Below are 22,169 nucleotides of genomic sequence, written 5' to 3' on the forward strand. Positions count from 1 at the left end.
GAGACCCGCCGAGACCGCCACGTGTCGACAGGCGGCGCGCTGCCCGGGCGCCCCCCCAGGCCGCTGGACGTCCCCGCCCGCGTCGTGTGATCCGACAGCTCAGCTGGGTCGGATCGGGGTCGTCCTCGCGGATGACCCGAATGGTCCGCACGGCGGACGCGGGCGGCGGTGTCACCCCAGCACTCTGCACACGTCGGCGCGTGGCCCGCGCCGGACGTCTTGACTCCCCAGGAGATGATCCCCGTGAAGCGATGGGCACTCGTGACCGCCGCCGGACTAACGCTGGCCGCCGTGGCGCCGGCCTTCCCGGCCGCCGCCGCCACCCCGACGACCGTCGAGCTGGTCAGCGGCGGTGCCCCGGTCGCGTCGTCGGACCCGCACACTCACATGAGCCTCGACTCGGGGGAGACGTGGCAACCCGCCGTCGTCGTGCCGCCGCACGTCCTCTACGACGTGTTCCCCGGCTCCGGGTGGATCAGCGACGCCAGCGCGGGGCTCGACCGCCAGGCGGCGACCACGCTGTTCCGGCGGTCGTTCACCCTGCCCACCGGCGCGACGGCCACTGACATGACGGTGTGCGTGCACGCCGACAACGCCGCCTATGTCTTCCTCAACGGCACGCTGATCGGTGCCCAGATCGAACAGCCGATCCAGGCGAACTTCCAGGACCCGGCCGAATGCTTCAGCGGCATTCCCCAGGAGGGCGACAACCTTCTGGAGTTCAGCGTGCGGAACATGGGCGCCTGGGGTGGCCTCGACTACCGAGCGACGGTGACCTACCTCGAGCGGGTCAACACGCCGCCGGTGCTGGAGCTGCCGGCGGACCTCACCGTCGAGGCCACCGGTCCCGGCGGCACGGCGGTGGACTTCACGCCCACAGCCACCGACGACACCGGCGCACAGGTCTCGTGCGAGCCGCCGCCGGGAAGCACGTTCCCGATCGGCGTCACCACCGTGCAGTGCACGGCGACGGACGACGACGATGCGACCACCAGTGGTTCGTTCAGGGTGACCGTGGTCGACACGACCGCGCCGGTGCTGGCACAGCTTCCGGACCTCCAGGCGCCGGCCGGCCCGGGCGGCACCGCGACGGTCACCTGGTCCGCGACCGCGACCGACAGCGCGGACCCCACCCCGGCAGTCAGCTGCAACCCGGCGTCGGGAGCCGTCTTCCCGATCGGGCCCACGACCGTGACCTGCACGGCGACCGACGCCTTCGGCAACACGTCGTCCGCCCCCTTCGTCGTGACGGTCGTGGAGACGCGTGACGTGATGGACCGGCTCCGTGACGCGATCCGGGCGACCAACGTCAACCCCGTCACCCGGGCCGCGTTGCTCCTCGGCCATCGCGCCGCCGACGTTCAGCTCGACGCCGGGCGGACGCGCACGGGGTGCGGGCTGCTGCAGGTCCTGGACGTGGCAATCCGGGCCAGCAGCCGGGTCATTCCCGCCGCGGACGCGGCCACGATGCGGGCGCTGATCGCGGAGGCACGCAGCACGTACGGCTGCTGACCCCGGGACGTCCGGCTCCGCTCAGGTGCCCAGGCCGGCCTCGCGGGCGCGGATCATCGCCTCCGCGCGGTCGGCCACCTGCAGCTTCGCGAAGATCGCCGAGACGTAGTTGGCCACCGTCTTCGGGCTCAGGAACAGCTTCCGGGCGATCGACGGGTTGGGATGACCGGCCGCGATGAGCGACAGGATCTCGCGCTCGCGGGCGGTCAGCTCCGGGAACGCCTCGGGTTCCGGCCGCGGTGCGGCGAAGAAGGCGAGCACCCGGCCGGCGACCGCCCGGCTGAAGATCGCCTCGCCCCGCGCCACGGCCCGCACCGCGCCGGTCAGCTCGTCCTCGTCGGCGTCCTTGAGCACGTAGCCGCGGGCGCCGGCCCGCAGCGCGAGGAACACCGAGTCGTCGTCCTCGAACAGGCTCAGCACGAGCACCCGCACGTCGGGGTCGGCGGTCACGATCGTCCGCGTGGCCTCGATGCCGCTGATGCCGGGCAGCTGCAGGTCCATCAGGACGACGTCGGGCCGCAGCTCCGCAGCCCGCGCGATCGCCTCCTCACCGGAGGCGGCCACCCCGGCGACGGAGAACTCCGCCACGGACCCGAGCAGCGCCACGACGCCCTTGCGGAACAGCGGGTGGTCCTCGACGACGAGCACGCGCAGCGGCTCCACTCAGCCCCCTCCCATCGGCAGCCGGGCCAGCACCCGCGTACCGCCGTCGGCCACCGTCGTCACCTCGCACGAGCCGCCCATCTCGGCCGCCCGCTCCCGCATCGAGGACAGTCCCACGCCGGCCGGTGCCGTGGCCGCGAGCCCCACCCCGTCGTCGGTCACCTCCACCACCAGCCAGGTCGCCTCGACGGTCAGCCGCACGCAGGAGTGCCGCGCGGAGGCGTGCCGGACCACGTTGGTGAGCGCCTCCTGCACGATCCGGTACGCGGCGACCTCGACGGCAGCCGGCAGCGCGGGCAGCGGACCCGGTACGTCGACCTCGACCCGGAGCCCGCCGTCGGTTCCGCAGCGTTCGGCCAGGCGCTGCAGCGCGCCGACCAGGCCGAGCTCGTCGAGCGCGGGGGGCCGCAGACCGTGCACCAACCGGCGGATGTCCGCGATCGCCGTCCGCAGCTCACCGCGCAGCTCGCCGGCGAGTTCCTCGGCCGCCGCCGGGTCGCGGCCGATGAGCGTGCGCAGGACGCCGGTCTGCACGGTCAGCCCGGCCAACTGGGCGCCGAGCCCGTCGTGCAGGTCGCGTCGCAGCCGGCGGCGCTCCTCCTCCCGCGCGGTCACCAGTCGCTCCCGCGATCGCTGCAGGTCGGCGGTGAGCCGGACCGCCGAGACGGCCACACCGGCCTGCCGGGCGAGATCGGTCAGCAGCCGGCGGTCGGCGGGGGAGAAGCCGGACTCGCCCGGCCGCAGGCCCAGCACCAGCGAGCCGACCGGCACGCCGTGATGCGTCAGTGGCAGCGTCTCGGTCGCGGGCACGGGCTCCCCGGCGGCCACCGGCGGGGCGTCGTCGGCCAGTCGGACGGCGACGTAGGGCAGCCGGAGCGTCTCGCGCACCGCTGACACGATCGCCGGCAGAACCGCGTCCGGCGCGAGCGTGCCCTCGAGCCGCTCGCCGAGCTGGGCCAGCGCGGCGTACGGCTCGTTCCGCCGTCCGTACAGCAGCCGGTCGACCGCCCGCTGCACCCGCGCCCGGGCGGGTGCGAACAGCACGGCCACGATCCCGGTGGCCACCAGGGAGATCGTCAGGTCGTCCTCCCGCCGCAGGGCGGCGCCGAGATAGCCGACGACCAGCACGTACACGCCGACGACGAGCGCGGTGAGCACCCCGTAGACGAGCGTGCGGTTGATGACCACGTCGATGCCGTCGAGCCGGTAGCGCAGCACGGCCACGGCGACGGCGATCGGCAGTGCGATCAGCAACCAGAAGAAGACGACGCTGCTCAGCAGCGGGGCCACCGAGTCGAGCGGGGCGAACACGGCCGGGGCCACGGCGAAGACGAACCACTTCATCTGCTGCCGTTCCGGGCCGCGGGAGCGGCGGAACCGGACGACGACGGCGGCGACGGCCGCGACGACGCACACCGCCAGCGCGATCCCGAGCACGGCGAACACCGGGAGCTCCTCGACCGGTGCGAGCCCGTCGATCCCGATGGGGTTGTCGATGCGGTAGTCGACGTCCTGCCCGCTGTAGGTCTCCTGCAGCATGCCCAGCGCGGAGACGACGGCGAGGACGAGCGCGGCCAGCACGGCCACCGGTCGCCAGCGCCGGGAGGGCAGCCGGCCGTCGGGGAAGAGCAGCGGCAGGTACACGAAGACCACGCCGAGCAGCACGAACCAGTACCAGCTCTGCAGCCATCCACCGACGACGGCGAGGGCGTCCGGGCTGCCGCGGGTGGTCATGACCCAGGCGGCGTAGGTGTCGCCCGCGGGCGCCACGGCGAGCAGGAGGGCGCTGCCGGCCATCAGCCAGCCGACGGGATTGCGCGGTCGCCTGGCCACCAGCAGGGCGCCCATCGCGGCGAACACGAAGAAGCCGACGACGAGGGGGACGCCCTCCGCGCCGTCCAGGCCGGCGTCCCCGAGTCGCGCGGCCAGCAGCAGGTAGCAGGTGATCCCCGCGACGTACACCGGCACCACTGCCCACGCGAACAGCCGCACGGCGACGCCGGGTCGCTGCGGCGATGCGGCAGGCGGTTCCGGTGCCACGGCCGCCGGCGCCGTCTCGGTCGTCACCTGATCACCTCCTCGGTCGGGCGTGGGCACGATGCGCGTTCCGGTTCCGTGCGTCAACGGAGGGCCGCGCCGTGCGCGCGGCCCTCCGGAGCGGTCAGGACGCGGGAACCAGTTCCCGCGAGTGCGTGCGCAGGGACCGCAGCGAGCGGCCCAGCAGCAGCCAGGCGATCCCGGTGGGCACCGCGATCGTGGCCCAGAACCACGTGTCGTTCTCCGGGTCGAGGGCCGAGCCCAGCAGGCCGATCCCGATGCCGACGGGGAGGGCGAGAGCCAGCAGCAGCCCGGCGGCCCGGGACATCGGGTCGCGGCGACGGCGGAACACGACGATCCCGACGGCGATGCTGCCGACGATGTGCACCAGGAAGCCGATCAGCAGCAGCGCGTGCCCGAGAGTGACCTCGCCGCCGCCGAAGCTGATGGACGCGACCTCGATGCCGACGCCGAGGGACATCGCGCCCAGGCCGACGGCCGAGACGACGATCCCGATGGTGCCGACCCGCCCGGCGGCCGGGCCGAGGGCTCGGCGCAGCGCCACCAGGCCGCCGACGATCAGAGCCGGGGCGATCACGGCCAACAGCCAGTACGAGGCGGCGACCGCGACGAAGGTGAGCGTGCCGAACTCGACGTCGGTCACGTTGGCGAACTGCCACGCGAGGGGGAACAGGGCGTACAGGATGCCGCCGACCATTCCGGTCGTGGCGGCGCGGGAGACGGTTGTCGTCGACATGGGAGGTCCTCTCGTCGGAAGGTGTCGCTGTCGACGACGACGGTCCGGCGCGGGAACTCCCGGGGACCAGGGAGAGCGTTCACGAGCCGACCGGGAGTTCTGTCCGCCCGGGCGCGCTCAGCGGGCGAGACCGGACCGGAACGCGATGACGACCGCCTGCACGCGGTCCCGGACGCCCAGCTTCAGCAGCACGCGGGCGACGTGGCACTTCACCGTCGCGCGCGAGACGAACAGGCGGCCGGCGATCTCGCTGTTCGACAACCCCTCGGCCATCAGGCCCAGGACCTCGCGCTCCCGGGCGGTGAGCTCCTCGACCGGCGCCGGCCGGGCGGCCCGGGACGGCACGGCGCGCAGCGCGTTCGTCGGCATGGCCCCGACGGTCCCGTCCCGGCTGTCCCGACGACCAGGGCGAGGTCACCCGACCCCGCCGGGAACTCCTCCCGTCGCCACCGGAGTCGCCATTGCTTCCGGCCGGCGCGTGCGCCGCAGGAGACCGGCACCCAGGACGACCCAGGCGCCGGCGAAGACGAACAGGCCGAGGTCGTGCCAGGGGTCCGCCTCGACGCCGAGGGCGATCACGACCCCGGCTCCCGCGATCAGGACGGCGACCCAGGCGAGCGCCGGACGGCCCGCACGGCGCAGGCCCAGCGCCAGCGGTACCGCCGCGACGAGGAACAGCAGCAGCCCGACCGCGAACAGCAGGAACGACCACTCCGCGGGCGCGCCGGCGGACACCCCGGTGACCAGCCCGACCGCGCCGAAGGCCGCCAGCAGGGCCGCCCCGGCGACCGCGATCCCCCGGCCGAGGCGGCCGGCCCGGGGCTGCACGGAGGCGCCCAGCCCGAGCAGCGCCACGAGCAGCGCGCCGGCGCCGAGCGTCCACGCGGTGACGTACCCGGCGTAGAGGGCCGGGGAGAGGACCGCGCCGTCGGATTCCTGGACCGGGTGGACCAGTTCGGCGGCGACGGAGGCGGCGAGCAGCAGGCCGCCGGCGACGGCGGCCCCTCCGGTCCGGCGATCGGCGGTGGGTGCGGTCATGGCGGGCTCCTCGGCTGGGGGTGGTCGTCGACGAGGAACCCTGGTCGGTGGCAGCCCTCGCGTCGTCCGGCTCCGAGGCGATTCCGGCGTCCCCCGGGCGGTGGACACCGGGCCCCGGGATCCGCCGTCCGGAGGACTCCCGGAACCCGTTCGGCTCACTAGCGTGCGCACATGGACTGGCCCCGGATCGCGCGGACCGCGGACGCGGCCGTGGTCACGGCGCTGGTCGTGTCCGGTCAGGTGTCGGTGTGGGCGGCGGGGACCGGCCCGCCGGCCGAGGACCGCGCGGTCCACGCGCTGCTGCTGGCGGCGGCCACGGTCCCGCTGTTCGTCCGCCGGGCGTCGCCGCTGCCCGTGCTGCTGCTGGTCCTCGGCGCGACCTGGGTGCAGTTCCAGCTCGGTGGCGGGGTGTTCCAGCCGTGGTTCGCCGTCCTCCTGGGTCTCTACGCCGTCGCCGCGCACGCGGGGATCCGCGAGGCCCTCCTGGGTGCGGCCGGGGTCGCCGCTCTGACCCTGGCCGTCGACATCCCGAAGCTGGCTGCCGGCGACCCGGTCGACGAGGTGATCCCGGCGTGGTTCGTGCTCGCCGGCACCTGGGGGCTCGGGCGGTGGATCCGGCACCGGCGGCACGAGACCGAGCAGCTGCAGGAACGCGCCGCCGTGGCCGAGCGGGACAGCGCCGAGCAGGCGGCCGCGGCGGTGGCCGACGAGCGGGCCCGGATCGCGCGCGAGCTGCACGACCTCGTCGCGCACAGCATGGGCGTGATCGTCATCCAGTCGCAGGCCGGCCAGCGCTCGCTCGACGCACGCCCGGACCTCGCGCGCGGCGCGCTGCAGTCGATCGAGACGGCCGGGCGGCAGGGGCTGGCCGAGATGCGCCGGCTGCTGGGGCTGCTGACCGGGGCGTCGGACGGGACCGTGGCGCCGCAGCCCTCGCTGGACGGGCTCGACGAGCTCGTCGAACGGGTCCGCGCCGCCGGGGTGCCGGTGGAGCTCACCGTCGACGGGGACGTCGACTCGCTGCCCTCGGGTGTCGAGCTGGCCGCCTACCGGATCGTGCAGGAGGCGCTGACCAACGTGCTCAAGCACGCCGGCCCCGCCACCGCCCGCGTCGTGGTCCGCGCCCGCTGCGGGGCCGTCGACATCGAGGTCTGCGACGACGGACCGGGTACGGGCGCCGCCCCCGGTCGCGGGCACGGCCTCGTGGGCATGCGCGAGCGGGCGGCGCTCTACGGCGGCTCCGTCGAGGCAGGCGTCCTGCCCGGTGGCGGCTTCCGCGTGCACGCCCGGCTCGCCGTGGACGGGAGGCCGGCGTGAGCATCCGGGTGCTGATCGTCGACGACGAGGAGCTGGTGCGCACCGGCCTGCGGCTGATCCTCGAGTCCGAGCCGGACCTCACCGTCGTCGCCACCGCCGGCGACGGCGCGTCCGGCGTCGCCGCGGCGCGGCGGTTCCGGCCGGACGTCGTCCTGATGGACATCCGGATGCCTGGCCTCGACGGTCTCGCGGCCACCCGGGAGCTGCTCGGCGGAGACCAGCCGGCCGGCTGCAAGGTCGTCGTCCTCACCACCTTCGACGTCGACGAGCACGTCTACGAGGCCCTGCGTGCCGGCGCCAGCGGCTTCCTGCTCAAGGACGTGCCCGCGGACCAGTTGGCGCACGCGATCCGGGTCGCGGCCGCGGGGGAGGCTCTGCTCGCTCCGTCGGTCACCCGCCGGCTGATCACGGCGTTCACCCGACGGCTCCCCGCCGCGGCCGGGCCGGGGCCGGCGCCGGACGGCCTGGCGGAGCTGACCGCGCGCGAGCGCGAGGTGCTGACCCTGCTCGCCGAGGGCCTGTCCAACGCCGAGATCGCGCAGCGGCTGTTCGTCGGCGAGGCCACGGTCAAGACCCACGTGGCGCGCGTGCTCACCAAGCTCGGCGTCCGCGACCGGGTCCAGGCGGTGATCGTCGCCTTCCGCGCGGGCCTGGTCCCGCTCGACCACTGATCCGGTTCGTCCTGCGGCCGTGGGCGGGGCAGGATCGCGGGAGTGGACTCCGAGATCACCCTGCGGGTCGACGGCGCGGCGCACGAGCTGACCGTCGACGTCCGCACCACCCTGCTCGACGCCCTGCGGGAACGCCTGCGCATCACCAGCCCGAAGAAGGGCTGCGACCACGGCCAGTGCGGCGCGTGCACGGTGCTGCTCGACGGCCGCCGGGTCAACAGCTGCCTGGTGCTGGCGGTCACCGTCGGGGAGTCCGAGGTGACCACCTCCGACGGGCTGGCCGTCGACGGCGAACCGCACGCGCTGCACCGGTCCTTCGTCGACCGGGACGCCTTCCAGTGCGGCTACTGCACGCCGGGCCAGATCTGCTCGGCCGCCGGGATGATCGCCGAGGCGCGCGCCGGGTGGCCCAGCGCGGTCACGGCGGACGTCACCGAAGCGCCCAACCTGACCGACGCCGAGATCCGGGAGCGGATGAGCGGCAACCTCTGCCGGTGCGCGGCGTACGCGCACATCGTCCCGGCGGTCGCCGCGGTCGCCGAGGCCGAGGGGGTCCGGCGGTGAGGGAGTTCCGGTACGAGCGCGCGGCCGACCCGGCCGCGGCCGTGGCGCTGCTGGCGGCTGCACCCGGGGGTGCCTTCCTCGCCGGCGGCACCAACCTCGTCGACCTGATGAAGCTCGGCGTCGCCACCCCCGACCTGCTCGTCGACGTCCGCCGGCTCACCTCCACCGAGGTGGACGACCTGCCCGACGGGGGCCTGCGGATCGGCGCCGCCGTCCCGAACGCCGACCTGGCCGCCGACCGGCGGGTGCGCGAGCGGTACCCGGTGCTGGCGCAGGCGCTGCTGGCCGGCGCCTCCGGCCAGCTGCGCAACCGCGCGACCACCGGCGGGAACCTGCTGCAGCGCACCCGCTGCGGCTACTTCACCGACGTCACCACGCCCTGCAACAAGCGGACGCCGGGCAGCGGCTGCGGCGCGCTCGAGGGGGTGCACCGCAACCACGCCGTCCTCGGGCAGACCCTCGACGGGCCGGGCACGTGCGTGGCCACGCACCCCTCCGACATGGCCGTCGCGCTGCTCGCGCTCGACGCCGTCGTCCTGGTGCTCGGTCCCGGCGGCGAGCGGCGGGTGCCGCTCGCCGAGCTGCACCGGCTCCCCGGCGAGGACCCGTCGCGGGACACCAGCCTGCGGCACGGCGAGCTGATCACCGCGGTCGACCTGCCGCCGCTGGACCTCGCGTCGCGGTACCGCAAGGCCCGGGACCGGGCCTCCTACGCGTTCGCGCTGGTGAGCGTCGCCGCCGCGCTGCGGGTCGAGGACGGCGTCGTCGCCGACGTGCGGCTCGCGCTCGGCGGGGTGGCGCACCGGCCCTGGCGGGCGACCGCGGCCGAGCAGGCACTCCGGGGGCGGCCGACCACCGAAGAGGCGTTCACGGCCGCCGCCGACGCCGAACTCGCCGCGGCCACCCCGCTGCGGGACAACGAGTTCAAGGTGCCGCTGGCCCGCAACCTCGTCGTCCGCACGCTGCTGGATCTGGTGGAGGCCTCCCGATGACGACCACCGAGCGGCTGATCGGCGCCGCCGTCCCGCGCATCGACGGCCCGGCGAAGGTCCGCGGCACGGCGCCCTACGCGTTCGAGCACGACCCGGGGGAGCGGTTCGCGCACGTCGCCGTCGTCCTGAGCACCGTCGCGCGGGGGCGGGTGAGCGCCCTCGACCCGGCGGAGGCGGAGGGGATGCCCGGTGTCCTGGCCGTGCTCACCCCCGCCAACGCGCCGCGGCTGGCGGACGACCTGGAGCCCGACCTCGCGGTGCTCCAGTCCCTCGACGTGCACTACCGGGGGCAGATCGTCGCCGCCGTCGTCGCCGAGACGTCGGAGATCGCCAGGGACGCCGTCGCGCGGGTGCGGGTGGAGTACGCCGCCGAGGACCCCGACGTCGCGCTGGGCGTCGACCGTGACGACCTCTACGCGCCGGAACAGCTCATGGCCGGCTTCGCGACCGACTCGGTGATCGGCGACGTCGACGGCGCGCTCGCCGCCGCGGCCGTGACCGTGGACGCCACCTACGAGACGCCCACCCAGCACAACAACCCCATCGAGACGCACACGACGATCGCCCGCTGGGACGGCGACTCGCTCACGGTCTGGGACGCCAACCAGGGGCCGCACACGATCGTCCGTGGGCTGGCGCAGGCGTTCGGCCTCGACCCGGGCCAGGTGCGCGTCATCTCGCCGTACGTCGGCGGGGCGTTCGGGTCGAAGGCGTTCCCGCACCCGAACCAGATCATGGCCGCCCTGGCGGCGAAGGCGGTCGACCGGGCGGTCGTCTACGAACTCACCCGGCCGCAGATGTTCACCCTCGTCGGCCACCGGACGCCGACCATCCAGCGCGTCCGGCTCGGCGCCGACGCCGAGGGCCGGCTGGCCGCCATCAGCCACGAGGTCGTGGAGCACACGTCGCGGATCAGCGAGTTCGCCGAGCAGACCGCGACGCCGACCCGGGTCCTGTACGCGGCGCCGCACCGGCGGACGACGCACCGGTTGGCCCGCCTCGACGTGCCGCCGCCGACGATCATGCGCGCGCCGGGGGAGACGCCGGGCATGTTCGCCCTCGAGTCGGCGATGGACGAGCTCGCCGCCGAGCTGGGCCTCGACCCCGTGGAGCTGAGGATCCGCAACGAGCCCGATCGCGACCCCGAGCGGGACGTGCCGTGGTCGAGCCGCAACCTGGTGCAGTGCTTGCGCACCGGGGCCGAGCGGTTCGGCTGGGCCGGGCGCGACCACCGTCCCCGGCAGCGCACCGAGGGGCGGTGGCTGGTCGGCACCGGGGTCGCGGCCGCCACGTACCCGGCGCGCCGCCGCAAGGCGGAGTGCCGGATCGCCGCGTCGGGCGACGGCCGGTACGTCGTCGAGATCGACGCGTCCGACATCGGCACCGGCGCCTGGACGGCGCTGTCGCAGATCGCCGCCGACGCGCTGCGGGTGGGGCTGGACGACGTCGAGCTCCGGATCGGCGACAGCCGGCTGCCGTTCGCCGGCGGGGCCGGCGGGTCCACCGGGCTGGCGTCCTGGGGATCGGCGATCGTGCTCACCGCCCGCGACCTGCAGCGCCGGCTCGACGAGGAGCACGGCGGACAGGTGCCGGCGGGCGGCCTGACCGTCGACGGCGGGGTCGACGGCGCCTCCCCGCACGCGGAGACGCACTCGATGCACTCGTTCGGCGCCCACTTCGTGGAGGTGCGGGTCGACCGGGACACCGGCGAGGTGCGGGTCCCGCGGGCCACCAGCGTCTACGCGGCCGGGCGGATCGTGAACGCCCGCACGGCCCGCTCCCAGTTCCTCGGCGGGTTCACGATGGGGCTGTCGATGGCCCTGCACGAGGAGACGGTCACCGACGAGCGGCTGGGCCACTACGTCAACCACGACCTCGCCGAGTACCACGTCGCCACCAACGCCGACGTCGGGGAGATCGACATCGCCTGGATCGACGAGGACGACACCCTGGTCAACGAGCTGGGCGTGAAGGGCATCGGCGAGATCGGCATCACCGGCGCCGCCGCCGCCGTCGCGAACGCCTACTGGCACGCGACGGGGCTGCGGGTCCGTGACCTGCCGATCACCCCGGACAAGTACTTCCGGGAGCTGCGACCGGCCTGAGCCGGGTGCCTCAGGCCGCCTGGAAGGACCGCTTGGCCAGGCCGAGGGCGTAGCCGTCGATCGCGGTGGTGACCGGCGCCTCCGGGTCGGTGGCCGCGCCGAGGGTGACGAACAGCGGCGTGAAGTGCTCCACCGTGGGGTGCGCGTACGGCATGCCGGGCGCGTTCGCGCGGAAGCCGGCCAACTCGTCGACGTCGCCGCGGGCGAGCGCGTCGGCGGCCCACGCGTCGAACTGCGACGACCAGCCGGGCACCCGGTCCAGGTTGTTCCAGTCGATGAACGGCAGGCCGTGGGTCATGTAGCCCGAGCCGATGACCAGGACGCCGGACTCGCGCAGGGTCCGCAGCCGCTCGCCGAGGCTCAGCAGCCGGGTGGCGTCGTGGGTCGGCATGGACAGCTGGAGCACCGGGATGCCGGCGTCGGGGTACATGATCTTCAGCGGCACCCACGCGCCGTGGTCGAGGCCGCGGCTCGCGTGCTCGTGCACCGGCTCGCCGTCGGGCATCAGCGCGGCGACCTGCCGGGCGAGCTCCGTGGCGTCGGGGGTGTCGTAGCGCATCGAGTAGTAGAGCGGGTCGAAGCCGCCGAAGTCGTAGACCAGCTCGGTCGGCCGCGTGCTGGAGAGGGCCAGCGGCGCGGACTCCCAGTGCGCGGAGACGATGAGGATCGCCCGCGGCCGGGGCAGGGCCCGGGCCCAGTCGTGCAGCTGGGTCATCCAGCCGGCCATCTCGAACAGCATCGGCGCGCCGTGGCTGACGTAGAGGCTGGGCAGCGGGCCGTCCTCCGGCGTCCAGAGCGCGTGCGGCGCCGCCTCCTCCACGGCGGCCGCGCGACGCAGGTGCGCGGCGAACGGGTGTTGCGCGGGGATGCGGGCGTCGGCGACGGCGGTGGTGCTCGGCGCGGTGGTCATGGGAGCTCCTGGGGTGCGGTGCGGTCACCGTACACAAGGAAGTTGAAGTTTCAAACATTCCACCGGCATCCGCCCTCGGGAGGATCGGGCTCCGCCTCGCGGCCCCCGGAGATCAGCCCCTCGGCCGATGCGCCCGGCGGCCTGCGCACCCGACGCTGGCCCCCGGACGCCCGCCGAGCGGTTTGGGAGCGCGGATGGGACGTCCGCACCATGTGCCGGTCCTGTGCCCCTCGGGAGCATCGCCCGGCAGCGTCGGGAGCGAGAGGAGCGGGACTCGTGGAGCGGACCAGCAGCACAGGCAGACGATGGGCCGTAGCCGTGTCGGCCGCGGTGGTGATCGGCCTCGCGATGCCGGTCGGGGTGGCCGGGGCCGAGTCCCCGACGTCGGTGGAGGCGCTCGCCACCGAGCCGGTCGCCGTCCCCGGCGGCACCGGTGCGGGTAACCAGACCGACCCGCACCTCGACGGCGGCCTGCTGGTGTTCACCGCGAGCGACTCGTCGTCCTCGGAGATCCGGTACCTCGACCTGGCCGACGGGTCCGCCGGGGCGATCCCCGATGCCGGCCACCGCGACTCGCTGCCCGACGTGTCGGGCGACCTCATCGTGTTCCGCCGGATCTACACCGACGCCAACAGTGCCACCAGGCCGATCCTGGTCTTCGACGTGACCACGCCCGACGCCGGTGCCCAGGAGGTGGCGCCGGCCAGTGGCGAGCGCCGGACCTTCCCGTCGATCGGCGGGACGACGGTCGCCTTCATGCAGTTCGTGGATTCCTCGTCCGTCCACACCGAGGTGTGCGTCGCCGACGTCACCGACCTGGCCGCGCCGGCGGTCTGCCTGACCTCCGACTCGACGATGTTCAACCGCGATCCGGCCGTCAGCCCGGACGGGTCGACGGTCACGTGGGCGAAGTGCGATCCGACGGGGACCGGCTGCGACATCTACGTCGTCCAGCGGCGAGCGGACGGCACCTGGGGCGTGCCGGTCCAGCTGACCGACTCGACGGGCGAGGAGTTCCTGCCGGACACCGACGGGACCGTCGTCACCTACGCGTCGAACGCCGCGGGCGACTTCGACGTCTGGTTCGAGAACGTCGACGGGACGTCCGAGCGCCAGCTCGTCCTCCCCGACGCACCTGGCAGCATCGAGACCCACCCGAACATCTCCGGCGGCTCGATCCTCTTCGAGCGCGAGCTGCCCGGCTCGACGAACGCCGATCTCTACCTGTACCGGACCGCCACCCGCGAACTGCTTCGGGTGACCGAGACGGCGGAGGACGAGACGCTCAACGCGATCTCGCTGTCGCCGTCGGGCGAGCTGTACGTGGCGTGGGCGCAGTCCGACGGGCTCGCTTTCGGGGACAACGACATCCACGCCGCGCGTGCCCAGCTCGACGACGGCTCGAGCGAACCGCCGGCGCTGACGCTGCCGGCCGACATCACGGTCGACGCGACCGGACCGGACGGCGCCGCGGTGACCTACGTGGTGACCGGATCGGAGGGGGCGACGGTCACCTGCGTGCCGGCGTCCGGGACGACGTTCCCCATCGGGACGACGTCGGTGCAGTGCACCGCGGTGGACGGCCACGGGGCGACCGCCGCGGGGGCCTTCGGCGTCACCGTCCGCGGGGCGCGCGAGCAGCTGGCCGACCTGCTCGTGGCCGTCGCGGGGCTGGGCCCCGGGCGCAGCCTGGAGGCCAAGATCCGGGCCGCGGTCGCCTGGCTGCCCGACCGCGCGCTGCCCCTGGCGTGCGAGCCGCTCCGGGCGTTCGTCAACGAGGTCCGCGCGCAGTCCGGCAAGCGCATCCCGGCCGATCTCGCGGCCGAGTTCATCGCCGACGCCACCCGCATCCGGGCCGTCCTCGCCTGCCGCTGACCCCACCCCGGCGACATCCCACCGAAGAGGAGCACAGACCCGTGAAGCGATCCACCAGTCCCCTCGCCGCGGCCCTGCTCGCCGCCGTCGTCGGGTCGGTCCTGTCACCGACCGTCGCTGCGGCCGCGGACTCGCCGGACAGCGGCTACAACGTCGGCTGCACCCTGCACCCGGATCAGGGGCAGGAGTCCAGCGCCGACCCGGCGGGCATCGGCTTCGACGGCGAGCGCAACGACATCGCCGTCTCCCCCCAGAGCCGGCGCATCAGCGCCGTCTCGGAGTCCGTCTACCCGGAGGCGGCCGCGACGACGGGGGAGGACTGCGGTGTCAGCGGCGACTTCTCCGACCGGCTGGTCGTCGGCCCGGGCACCAGCGGGCTCGCTGCGGGCGACCGGGTCCCGGTCGAGGTCACCGTGCACCTCGACGTCGAGCTCACCGAGGTGTGGGACGGGGACGGCGCCTTCCAGGTCCGCGCCCGGTACAGCGCCGGCGCCTCGATCACCTCGCTCGACGACTGCACGGAGGTGGAGGAGGGCCGCTCCTGCGACCAGCCGTTGAGCTTCGGTGCCGACGACGAGCACTACCTCTACGGCGGCCCGCAGCAGCTTCCCTGGTACCCGCAGGGCTACGTCGAGGCGCAGGCGCGGGAGAGCCACCACTTCGAGACCAACACCGGAGTGGCCGTCGAGCACTTCCGGGACCACGGCCGGCCGGGGGGTGAGGACGACACGCTGCTCTGCGACTCCTGGCCGTGCGCTGCCGAGTCGGCTCTCCTGCACCCGGACGGGCAGGCTCCGCTCGAGTTCACCGGTGCCGCCGAACTCGTGGTCGGGTCGCGGTACGACCTGTCCGGCAGCCTGAACCTGTTCACCCAGGCCTACGACGACGTCGGCACCCGCGGGGTGGCCGCGGTCGACGACTTCTCCTTCACGATCACACCCGCCGCGGGCTACGAGGGCGTCGCGCTCGACTACGCATCGGCCGGTGGCACGCCGGCGGACACCACCGCCCCGCAGGTGCAGGTCGACGTGACGCCCGCCGCGCCCGGGGGCTGGCACACCACGCCGCCGACCGTTCGGCTCTCGGCGCTCGACGAATCCGGGCCGGCCGCGCTCACCTTCGGTGCGACGGGTGCGGTCGAGATCCCCGAGACCGTGGTCGAGGAGTCGGTGCTCGGTCACGGCGTGACCGAGGTCCTCGTCGACGTCGACGGCCTGACCGAGATCAGCTACCGGGCGACCGACCCGGCGGGGAACGTGTCCGAGCCGCAGACGCTCGTCGTCCGGCTGGACCGGGCGGCTCCGACCCTCAGCGGCCTCGCCGCGGTCACCGTCGCGGCGACGAGCAGCGCCGGTGCCACCGTCAGCTACGGCGTCGGCGCCGTCGACGCGGTCGACGGCTCACCCCTGGTCGCCTGCACCCCGCCGTCGGCCGGCACGTTCCCGATCGGTGTGACCACGGTGCAGTGCTCGGCGACCGACGACGCGGGCAACCGCGCCACCGGCTCGTTCACGGTGACCGTGACGGCTCCCGCGCCGTCGGCCGATCCGATGGGCCGTCTGGGGCAGGCGATCGGTGCGGCGAACGTGCGCTTCGAGATCCGGCAGGGGCTGCTCGTGGCCCACCGGGCGATCGAGCTGCTGATCGACACGGGGCAGCGGAAGTCCGTCGTCTGCGGCTCGCTGGGGACGCTGAACGTGCTGGTGACCCTGCTGCGCACGTGGTCGCTGATCCCGTCCCGGGATGCCGTGGCGATCTCCTCGGCCATCCGCGACGTGCGGGCGTCGATCCGCTGCTGAGCACGGGGTCGGCCCCGGTCGGGAAGTTTCCCGACCGGGGCCGCGTCATGCCTCGTTCAGGTGCCGCAGCAGGGTCTCGCCGAGGACGCGCATCTGCTCCACCTGCTCCGTCGTGAGCTGGTCGAACAGGTGCGCGCGGACGCTCTCGACGTGGACGGGCGCGGCGGCCTCGAGTGCGGCGAACCCGTCGTCGGTGAGGACGGCGAGCTGGCCGCGCCCGTCCTCCTCGCAGACCTGCCGGCGCACCCAGCCGCGCTCCTCCAGCCGGGACACGGCGTGCGACAGTCGGCTGCGGGAGGACAGGCAGCGGTCGGCGAGCTCGCTCATGCGCATCATCCGGCCCGGCGTCTCGGACAGGGCGACGAGGATCTCGTAGTACGCGTGCGAGATGCCGGTGCTGTGGGTGAGCTCCCGGTCGAGGCGGTCCATGAGGAGCTGGCTGCTGTAGAGCCAGGCGCGCCAGGCCCGCTGCTCGTCGGCGTCGAGCCAGCGCGGGGCCGCTGCCGCGGGTGACGTAGGCGACACCTGCATGGTCATGCCGCCATCCTACTGGCGGAATAGTTCAGCCTTCAACTACGCTACGGTCGAGCAGAAGGTCAAACGCTCAACTACTTGGAGGAACCCCGATGACCAGCTCCACCGCCATCCAGATCCCCGGCTACGTCGTCGGCACCTGGGACATCGACGCCGCCCACTCGACCGTCGGCTTCTCCGTGCGCCACATGATGGTCAGCAAGGTGCGCGGCTACTTCCGCGAGTTCGCCGGCGAGCTCGTCACCGCCGAGGACCCGGCGCAGTCCAGCGTGACCGCCACCATCAACATGGACTCGATCGACACCCGCCAGGAGCAGCGCGACGCGCACATCCGGTCCGCCGACTTCTTCGACGTGGGCAACTACACCGAGATGACCTTCCGCTCCACCGCCGTCCGCACCGACGGTGCCGACTGGACCGTCGAGGGCGACCTCACCATCAAGGGCATCACCAAGCCCGTCACCCTCGAGCTGGAGCTCAACGGCTTCGGCCCCGACGCCTACGGCGGCACGCGCGCCGGCTTCTCGGCCAAGACCGAGATCTCCCGCAAGGCCTACGGCGTCGACATCGACATGCCCATGGACGGCGGCGGCGTCGTCGTCGGCGACAAGGTGACCGTCGAGCTCGAGATCGAGGCCGTGCTCCGCACCGCCTGAGAAAGGACCCCCCTTCCCCCCACGCTCGGCGCGGGACCCTGAAGGGGAGCTGCTCCATCACGTGACGAGGGCCCCGGGTGTGTCGCCTGGGGCCCTCGGTGCGTTCCGGGGACGTTCGACCGGTGCTGTCGGGTCCGGAGGTCCCGGGAACCAGCAGGCGCCGTCGGGCGACCATGGCGGTGTGCGAGAGAGACTGCCGGCCGCCTGGCCCTGGCTCGCCCTGGCCGCCCGCCTGGCCGTCGGGGGCGTGTTCGTGGTCGCCGGTGCGCTGAAGCTGCCGGATCCTGCCGCGGCCGTGCGCGCCGTCCGCGCCTACCAGGTGCTGCCCGAGCCGTTCGTCGCCCCGGTCGCGTTCGGCCTGCCGGCCCTCGAGATCGCGCTCGGCGTGGCGCTGCTAGCCGGGATCTTCGTGCGGACGGCGGCGATCGCCTCGGCCCTCCTGCTGATCGTGTTCATCGCCGGCGTCGCGTCGGCGTGGTCCCGCGGTCTGCAGATCGACTGCGGCTGCTTCGGCGACGGTGGTCCCGTGGCGGCCGGCGAGACCGCCTATCCCGCCGAGATCCTCCGCGACGTCGCCCTGCTGGTCGCCGCCTGCTTCCTGGCGCTCCGCCCGGCTTCCCGCCTCGCCCTCGGCACCTCGTCGATGGCCGTCCCCAGCCGAACCCCGGAGGCCTCCCGTGCCGAGTAGTCGCCTGACCGCCAAGGAGCGGACCGCCGCCCGTCGAGCTGCCGAGGCGGCGGCCGCCGCGGCAGCACAGCGGCGCAAGCGGTCGGTGCTCGGCGGGGTCGCGGCCGGCGTCGTGCTCGTCGTCGCCGTCGTGGTGGTGATCGTGGTCCAGATGCAGCGGACCTCGACGTCGGCCGACGCGCCCGTGCCCGCGAACACCGTCGAGGGCGGCCTGGCGATCGCCGTCGGTGATCCCGACGCACCCGTCACGGTCGACATCTACGAGGACTTCCTCTGCCCCGCGTGCCGGCAGTTCGAGGAGCAGGCCGGCGCGACGCTGGCCGAGCTGGTCGCCGACGGCTCGGTCCTCGTCCGGTACCGGCCGATCGCGATCCTCGACCGGCTCTCCACCGACGCCTACCCGACCCGCTCGCTGAACGCGGCGGCGGCAGTGGTCGACGCTGCGGGATCCGACGCCTTCCTCGCCTTCCACGACGCGCTGTTCGCCGAGCAGCCGGCCGAGAACGGCCCCGGCCTGACCGACGAGCGGCTGGTCGAGCTCGCCGCGGAGGCCGGAGCCGACGGTGCGGCCGTCGCCGAGGCCATCGCCGAACTGCGCTTCGAGGACTGGACCCGCACCGTCACCGACGCCGCCAGTCGTGCCGGGGTCGCCGGAACGCCCACGGTCCTGGTCGACGGGCAGGTCCTCCCGCCGGAGCAGCGCAGCCCCGAGGGGCTGGCCGCCGCCGTCGAGGCCGCGCGGGCCGGCTGACCCGTTTCTCCCCGCGATCATGGCGCGCTGACCACGCGGGCGCGGCCGGGCGCGGTTCCGGCGCCATGATCGCGGCAGGAGGCGGGGGAGACTGGACGGCATGACGCTGCGCACCCTTCCCCGCACCCGGTTCCCCTCCGCCGTCCTCGTCGCCGTCGGGCTCGCCGCCGGGTTCGGGATCGCGCAGGGCACCGGCGTCCGGGCGCTGGGGGGCGCGGTGTTCGCGGCGGCCGGGGTGGCCGCGGGCGTGCTGTGGCTGCGCCGCCGTGGCCCGGGCGCTGCGGCAGCACTCGCCGCGCTCTACATCGGGGCCTTCGTCCTGGCCCACGTGCTCGCCATCGGCGTGGGCATGTCGGCGTGGCTGGCAGTGAGTCTGGTCACCCTCACCGCCGCAGGGGTGACGTTCGCGGTAGCCGATCGGGACGGCAGGGACGCGCGATGACAGCCCCGGGAGCATCGCAGCGAGGAACGAGCGAGGAGCGGACCGGGGCGCGGAATCGGGCCAGCGGCACCGCCGGAGCGCGCTGAGCGCGTAGCCTGGGAAGGTCGCCGGGCCGGCGGCCGTTACACGAGGAGTCTGGGCGCGTCGACGCGCCGACCCCCCTGAACCCCTGAGGTGCCTTTCCGCATGCCCACCCGCGACGACCTGCGCAACGTGGCGATCATCGCCCACGTCGACCACGGCAAGACGACCCTGGTCGACGCCCTCCTCCGCCAGGCGGGTGCCCTCGGGCGCGCCAAGGGCGAGGGGACGGACAACGACGAGACGCAGACGCGCGTCATGGACTCGATGGACCTCGAGCGCGAGCGCGGCATCACCATCCTCGCGAAGAACACGGCGATCCACTTGGCCGACGAGAACGGGAACCCCGTCGTCGTCAACATCGTCGACACCCCCGGCCACGCCGACTTCGGCGGCGAGGTCGAGCGTGGCCTGTCCATGGTCGACGGCGTCGTCCTGCTCGTCGACGCCTCCGAGGGCCCGCTGCCCCAGACCCGGTTCGTGCTGCGCAAGGCGCTGGGCAAGGGGCTGCCGGTCATCCTGGTGGTCAACAAGACCGACCGCTCCGACGCCCGCATCGCCGAGGTCGTCGACGAGACCTACGAGCTGTTCATGGAGCTGCTCGAGGACTCCGGCATGGACGTCGACAACCTCGACTTCCCGATCGTCTACAGCAACGGCAAGACCGGGCAGGCGTCGCTCACCCGGCCGGCCGACGGCACCTCGCCCGACAGCCCGGACCTGGGGCCGCTGGTGAAGACGCTGCTCGACACCGTCCCGCCGCCGGTCTACGACGCCGAGGAGCCGCTGCGCGCGCAGGTCACCAACCTCGACGCCTCGCCCTACCTCGGCCGCCTGGCGCTGCTGCGCATCCACTCGGGCACGATGAAGAACGGCCAGCAGGTCGCCTGGTGCCGCGTCGACGGCACGATGAAGAACGTCAAGATCACCGAGCTGCTGGTCACCGAGGGGCTCACCCGCACCCCGGCCGACAGCGCCGGCCCCGGCGAGCTCGTCGCGATCGCCGGCATCGAGGACATCATGATCGGCGACACCCTCGCCGACCCGAACGACCCGCGCCCGCTGCCGCCGCTGACCGTCGACGAGCCCTCGATCTCGATCACCATCGGGATCAACACCTCGCCGCTGTCGGGCAAGTCGGGCAAGAAGCTCACCGCCCGGCTGATCAAGAACCGGCTCGACCAGGAGCTGGTCGGCAACGTGTCGGTGCGGATGCTGCCCACCGACCGCCCCGACACCTGGGAGATGCAGGGCCGCGGCGAGCTGGCCCTGGCGATCCTCGTCGAGCAGCTGCGCCGCGAGGAGTTCGAGCTCACCGTCGGCCGGCCGACCGTCGTCACCAAGATGATCGACGGGAAGCTGCACGAGCCGGTCGAGCGGGTCACCATCGACGTCCCGGGCGAGTACGTGGGCACCCTGACCCAGGCGCTGGCCACCCGTCGCGCGCGGCTGGAGAACCTGGTCCACCACGACACCGGCTGGGCGCGGATGGAGTACATCTGCCCCTCGCGCGGCCTGATCGGGTTCCGCACCGAATTCCTCACCGAGACCCGCGGCACCGGCGTCCTCAACCACAACCTCGAGGGCTACGAGCCGTGGCTGGGCGACATGCGCGCCCGCCCGACCGGGTCGCTGGTCGCCGACCGGCAGGGCGTCGCGACGACGTACTCGATGTTCTCGCTGCAGGAGCGCGGCTCGCTCATGGTGCAGCCGGGCACCGAGGTCTACGAGGGCATGATCGTCGGTGAGAACTCCCGTCCGGACGACATGGACGTGAACATCACCAAGGAGAAGAAGCTCACCAACATGCGCAAGTCCACCTCCGAGGAGCTGGAGCGGCTGATCCCGCCGCGCATCCTGAACCTGGAGCAGGCGCTGGAGTTCTGCGCCGAGGACGAGTGCGTCGAGGTCACCCCGGCCACCGTGCGCATCCGCAAGGTGGTGCTCGACCAGACCGAGCGCGGCAAGGCCAAGAACAAGAAGCCCAAGCCGGTCTGATCCGCGGCGAGATCTGCACACTCGCCCGTTTCAGCGCCCTGAAGTGGGCGAGTGTGCAGATCTCGCCCGTCGGACGGGCGTGCGCGGTCGCGCACGGGTGGTGACGACGGGCCGGGGGACGGCGCCACGCCCGCCCCAGGCTCCCCGGGTGTCGCATCCCTTCCGGCCTACGTTGCTGTCGGAGCCGTGGGTCGCGGTTCCGGGCGAGCGAGGAGAGGCGGCCGAGCGCTGATGACGACGATCACCCGAACGGCTCCGGAGCCGGGTTTCCGGGGCGGGATCGATGTCCGGGTGAGTCTTCGGGCCGACGCCGGTGACGGGAACTCCGCCTTCGACGGCGCCTGGTTCCCGCGCAGCCGCGACCTCGCGGCCGAGCTGCCCGAGCTGATCGCCGAGCTCGAGCGGCGGGGCGTGCGGGTCGAGCGGTTCACGTACTCGCTGGAGAACTGGCCGGCCGTGCCGCGCAAGATGCTGGTCAGCGGCCGGGTGGTGCGCACCGGCGGTTTCCGCAGCATGGACCCCCTCGTGGTCTGCCTGACCTGGGCCGGCGGCACGCGCCGCGCCGACCTGCTCGTGGTGCCGCCGGAGACCGACGTGCTCACCGGCGCCCGCGCGCTGCGGCTGTGCACCCGCCGCGGCCTGCCCCGCTCGCCGCAGATGGTGCTGGCGGCCGCCCGCTCGGTGCCGTTGCCGCAGGTCCCCGACCTGCCGCGCAGCCGCGCGGTCTAGTTTCAGCCGGCCGCGAACCGGGTGGACGGCGGGGGAGCGGCTCCGCTGAG

General features: G+C 73.9%; 21 protein-coding genes. 14 read left to right on the forward strand and 7 right to left on the reverse strand.

Annotated elements, in window-relative coordinates:
* Positions 1 to 243: 243 nt before the first annotated feature.
* A complete protein-coding gene (locus tag ABD644_RS21390; protein WP_344691134.1) occupies positions 244 to 1,512 on the forward strand; it encodes an HYR domain-containing protein in 1,269 nt (422 codons plus the stop codon).
* A 21-nt stretch (positions 1,513 to 1,533) separates the two neighbouring features.
* Here the strand turns inward: ABD644_RS21390 and ABD644_RS21395 are convergent, their stop codons facing one another.
* From ABD644_RS21395 to ABD644_RS21415, 5 genes are all read right to left on the reverse strand, one after another.
* Positions 1,534 to 2,175 (reverse strand): response regulator, encoded by a 642-nt coding sequence (locus ABD644_RS21395; protein WP_344691136.1) that lies wholly within the window; start codon positions 2,173 to 2,175, stop codon positions 1,534 to 1,536.
* Positions 2,176 to 4,242 carry a sensor histidine kinase gene (locus ABD644_RS21400; protein WP_344691139.1) on the reverse strand — a complete coding sequence of 689 codons (2,067 nt, stop codon included), beginning with the start codon at positions 4,240 to 4,242 and terminating at the stop codon, positions 2,176 to 2,178.
* A 94-nt stretch (positions 4,243 to 4,336) separates the two neighbouring features.
* Entirely contained in the window at positions 4,337 to 4,969 is a 633-nt protein-coding gene (locus ABD644_RS21405; protein ID WP_344691141.1) for a hypothetical protein, read from the reverse strand.
* 117 nt (positions 4,970 to 5,086) lie between these two features.
* Positions 5,087 to 5,338, reverse strand: coding sequence for a response regulator transcription factor (locus tag ABD644_RS21410; protein WP_425547493.1), 252 nt, complete (start codon positions 5,336 to 5,338; stop codon positions 5,087 to 5,089).
* Positions 5,339 to 5,383: 45 nt separating this feature from the next.
* The gene (locus ABD644_RS21415; protein WP_344691143.1) at positions 5,384 to 6,007 is read right to left on the reverse strand and encodes a hypothetical protein; all 624 of its coding nucleotides are present in this window, start codon (positions 6,005 to 6,007) and stop codon (positions 5,384 to 5,386) included.
* 171 nt (positions 6,008 to 6,178) lie between these two features.
* On the opposite strand from ABD644_RS21415, the gene ABD644_RS21420 reads away from it, so the two are divergent.
* The 5 genes from ABD644_RS21420 to ABD644_RS21440 are packed head-to-tail and all read left to right on the forward strand — an operon-like array spanning position 6,179 to position 11,656.
* Positions 6,179 to 7,324 (forward strand): sensor histidine kinase, encoded by a 1,146-nt coding sequence (locus ABD644_RS21420; RefSeq protein WP_344691145.1) that lies wholly within the window; start codon positions 6,179 to 6,181, stop codon positions 7,322 to 7,324.
* Positions 7,321 to 7,995: a response regulator gene (locus tag ABD644_RS21425; protein ID WP_344691147.1), complete on the forward strand. Its 675-nt coding sequence runs from the start codon at positions 7,321 to 7,323 to the stop codon at positions 7,993 to 7,995. The genes ABD644_RS21420 and ABD644_RS21425 overlap by 4 nt, the downstream gene beginning before the upstream one ends.
* A gap of 42 nt (positions 7,996 to 8,037) precedes the next feature.
* The gene (locus ABD644_RS21430) at positions 8,038 to 8,559 is read left to right on the forward strand and encodes a 2Fe-2S iron-sulfur cluster-binding protein (RefSeq protein WP_344691149.1); all 522 of its coding nucleotides are present in this window, start codon (positions 8,038 to 8,040) and stop codon (positions 8,557 to 8,559) included.
* Positions 8,556 to 9,551 (forward strand): FAD binding domain-containing protein, encoded by a 996-nt coding sequence (locus ABD644_RS21435; protein WP_344691151.1) that lies wholly within the window; start codon positions 8,556 to 8,558, stop codon positions 9,549 to 9,551. The genes ABD644_RS21430 and ABD644_RS21435 overlap by 4 nt, the downstream gene beginning before the upstream one ends.
* A complete protein-coding gene (locus tag ABD644_RS21440; RefSeq protein WP_344691154.1) occupies positions 9,548 to 11,656 on the forward strand; it encodes a xanthine dehydrogenase family protein molybdopterin-binding subunit in 2,109 nt (702 codons plus the stop codon). Before ABD644_RS21435 ends, ABD644_RS21440 begins: the two co-directional genes overlap by 4 nt.
* Positions 11,657 to 11,666: 10 nt before the next feature.
* Here the strand turns inward: ABD644_RS21440 and ABD644_RS21445 are convergent, their stop codons facing one another.
* A complete protein-coding gene (locus tag ABD644_RS21445) occupies positions 11,667 to 12,566 on the reverse strand; it encodes a dioxygenase family protein (RefSeq protein ID WP_344691156.1) in 900 nt (299 codons plus the stop codon).
* Positions 12,567 to 12,884: 318 nt separating this feature from the next.
* On the opposite strand from ABD644_RS21445, the gene ABD644_RS21450 reads away from it, so the two are divergent.
* Both ABD644_RS21450 and ABD644_RS21455 read left to right on the forward strand, forming a co-directional pair.
* Positions 12,885 to 14,441 carry a TolB-like translocation protein gene (locus tag ABD644_RS21450; protein WP_344691158.1) on the forward strand — a complete coding sequence of 519 codons (1,557 nt, stop codon included), beginning with the start codon at positions 12,885 to 12,887 and terminating at the stop codon, positions 14,439 to 14,441.
* Positions 14,442 to 14,482: 41 nt separating this feature from the next.
* On the forward strand, positions 14,483 to 16,240 hold the full coding sequence (locus ABD644_RS21455; protein ID WP_344691160.1) for an HYR domain-containing protein: 1,758 nt from the start codon (positions 14,483 to 14,485) through the stop codon (positions 16,238 to 16,240).
* A 45-nt stretch (positions 16,241 to 16,285) separates the two neighbouring features.
* On the opposite strand, the gene ABD644_RS21460 is transcribed toward ABD644_RS21455, so the two are convergent.
* Positions 16,286 to 16,777 (reverse strand): MarR family winged helix-turn-helix transcriptional regulator, encoded by a 492-nt coding sequence (locus ABD644_RS21460; RefSeq protein ID WP_344691162.1) that lies wholly within the window; start codon positions 16,775 to 16,777, stop codon positions 16,286 to 16,288.
* Between the two features lie 89 nt (positions 16,778 to 16,866).
* Here ABD644_RS21460 and ABD644_RS21465 point away from each other — a divergent pair, with 89 nt between their 5' ends.
* From ABD644_RS21465 to ABD644_RS21490, 6 genes are all read left to right on the forward strand, one after another.
* Entirely contained in the window at positions 16,867 to 17,430 is a 564-nt protein-coding gene (locus ABD644_RS21465) for a YceI family protein (protein WP_344691165.1), read from the forward strand.
* Positions 17,431 to 17,611: 181 nt separating this feature from the next.
* A complete protein-coding gene (locus tag ABD644_RS21470; protein WP_344691168.1) occupies positions 17,612 to 18,118 on the forward strand; it encodes a MauE/DoxX family redox-associated membrane protein in 507 nt (168 codons plus the stop codon).
* The gene (locus tag ABD644_RS21475; RefSeq protein WP_344691170.1) at positions 18,108 to 18,869 is read left to right on the forward strand and encodes a DsbA family protein; all 762 of its coding nucleotides are present in this window, start codon (positions 18,108 to 18,110) and stop codon (positions 18,867 to 18,869) included. The genes ABD644_RS21470 and ABD644_RS21475 overlap by 11 nt, the downstream gene beginning before the upstream one ends.
* 100 nt (positions 18,870 to 18,969) lie before the next feature.
* On the forward strand, positions 18,970 to 19,311 hold the full coding sequence (locus tag ABD644_RS21480) for a hypothetical protein (protein ID WP_344691172.1): 342 nt from the start codon (positions 18,970 to 18,972) through the stop codon (positions 19,309 to 19,311).
* A 186-nt stretch (positions 19,312 to 19,497) separates the two neighbouring features.
* Positions 19,498 to 21,390, forward strand: coding sequence for a translational GTPase TypA (gene typA, locus ABD644_RS21485; protein ID WP_344691174.1), 1,893 nt, complete (start codon positions 19,498 to 19,500; stop codon positions 21,388 to 21,390).
* A gap of 291 nt (positions 21,391 to 21,681) precedes the next feature.
* On the forward strand, positions 21,682 to 22,119 hold the full coding sequence (locus tag ABD644_RS21490; RefSeq protein WP_344691176.1) for a DUF5994 family protein: 438 nt from the start codon (positions 21,682 to 21,684) through the stop codon (positions 22,117 to 22,119).
* The last annotated feature ends 50 nt before the right edge of the window (positions 22,120 to 22,169 follow it).

This window comes from Blastococcus jejuensis, assembly GCF_039534705.1.
GTDB classification, from domain to species: Bacteria; Actinomycetota; Actinomycetes; order Mycobacteriales; family Geodermatophilaceae; genus Blastococcus_B; species Blastococcus_B jejuensis.

Excerpts from the sequence above, each read along its gene's own strand:
- ABD644_RS21480 (WP_344691172.1), top strand. The coding sequence starts at position 18,970 with ATGACGCTGCGCACCCTTCCCCGCACCCGGTTCCCCTCCGCCGTCCTC.
- ABD644_RS21440 (WP_344691154.1), top strand. The coding sequence starts at position 9,548 with ATGACGACCACCGAGCGGCTGATCGGCGCCGCCGTCCCGCGCATCGAC.
- ABD644_RS21465 (WP_344691165.1), top strand. The coding sequence starts at position 16,867 with ATGACCAGCTCCACCGCCATCCAGATCCCCGGCTACGTCGTCGGCACC.
- ABD644_RS21420 (WP_344691145.1), top strand. The coding sequence starts at position 6,179 with ATGGACTGGCCCCGGATCGCGCGGACCGCGGACGCGGCCGTGGTCACG.
- ABD644_RS21405 (WP_344691141.1), bottom strand. The coding sequence starts at position 4,969 with ATGTCGACGACAACCGTCTCCCGCGCCGCCACGACCGGAATGGTCGGC.
- ABD644_RS21460 (WP_344691162.1), bottom strand. The coding sequence starts at position 16,777 with ATGACCATGCAGGTGTCGCCTACGTCACCCGCGGCAGCGGCCCCGCGC.
- ABD644_RS21445 (WP_344691156.1), bottom strand. The coding sequence starts at position 12,566 with ATGACCACCGCGCCGAGCACCACCGCCGTCGCCGACGCCCGCATCCCC.
- ABD644_RS21410 (WP_425547493.1), bottom strand. The coding sequence starts at position 5,338 with ATGCCGACGAACGCGCTGCGCGCCGTGCCGTCCCGGGCCGCCCGGCCG.
- typA (WP_344691174.1), top strand. The coding sequence starts at position 19,498 with ATGCCCACCCGCGACGACCTGCGCAACGTGGCGATCATCGCCCACGTC.
- ABD644_RS21415 (WP_344691143.1), bottom strand. The coding sequence starts at position 6,007 with ATGACCGCACCCACCGCCGATCGCCGGACCGGAGGGGCCGCCGTCGCC.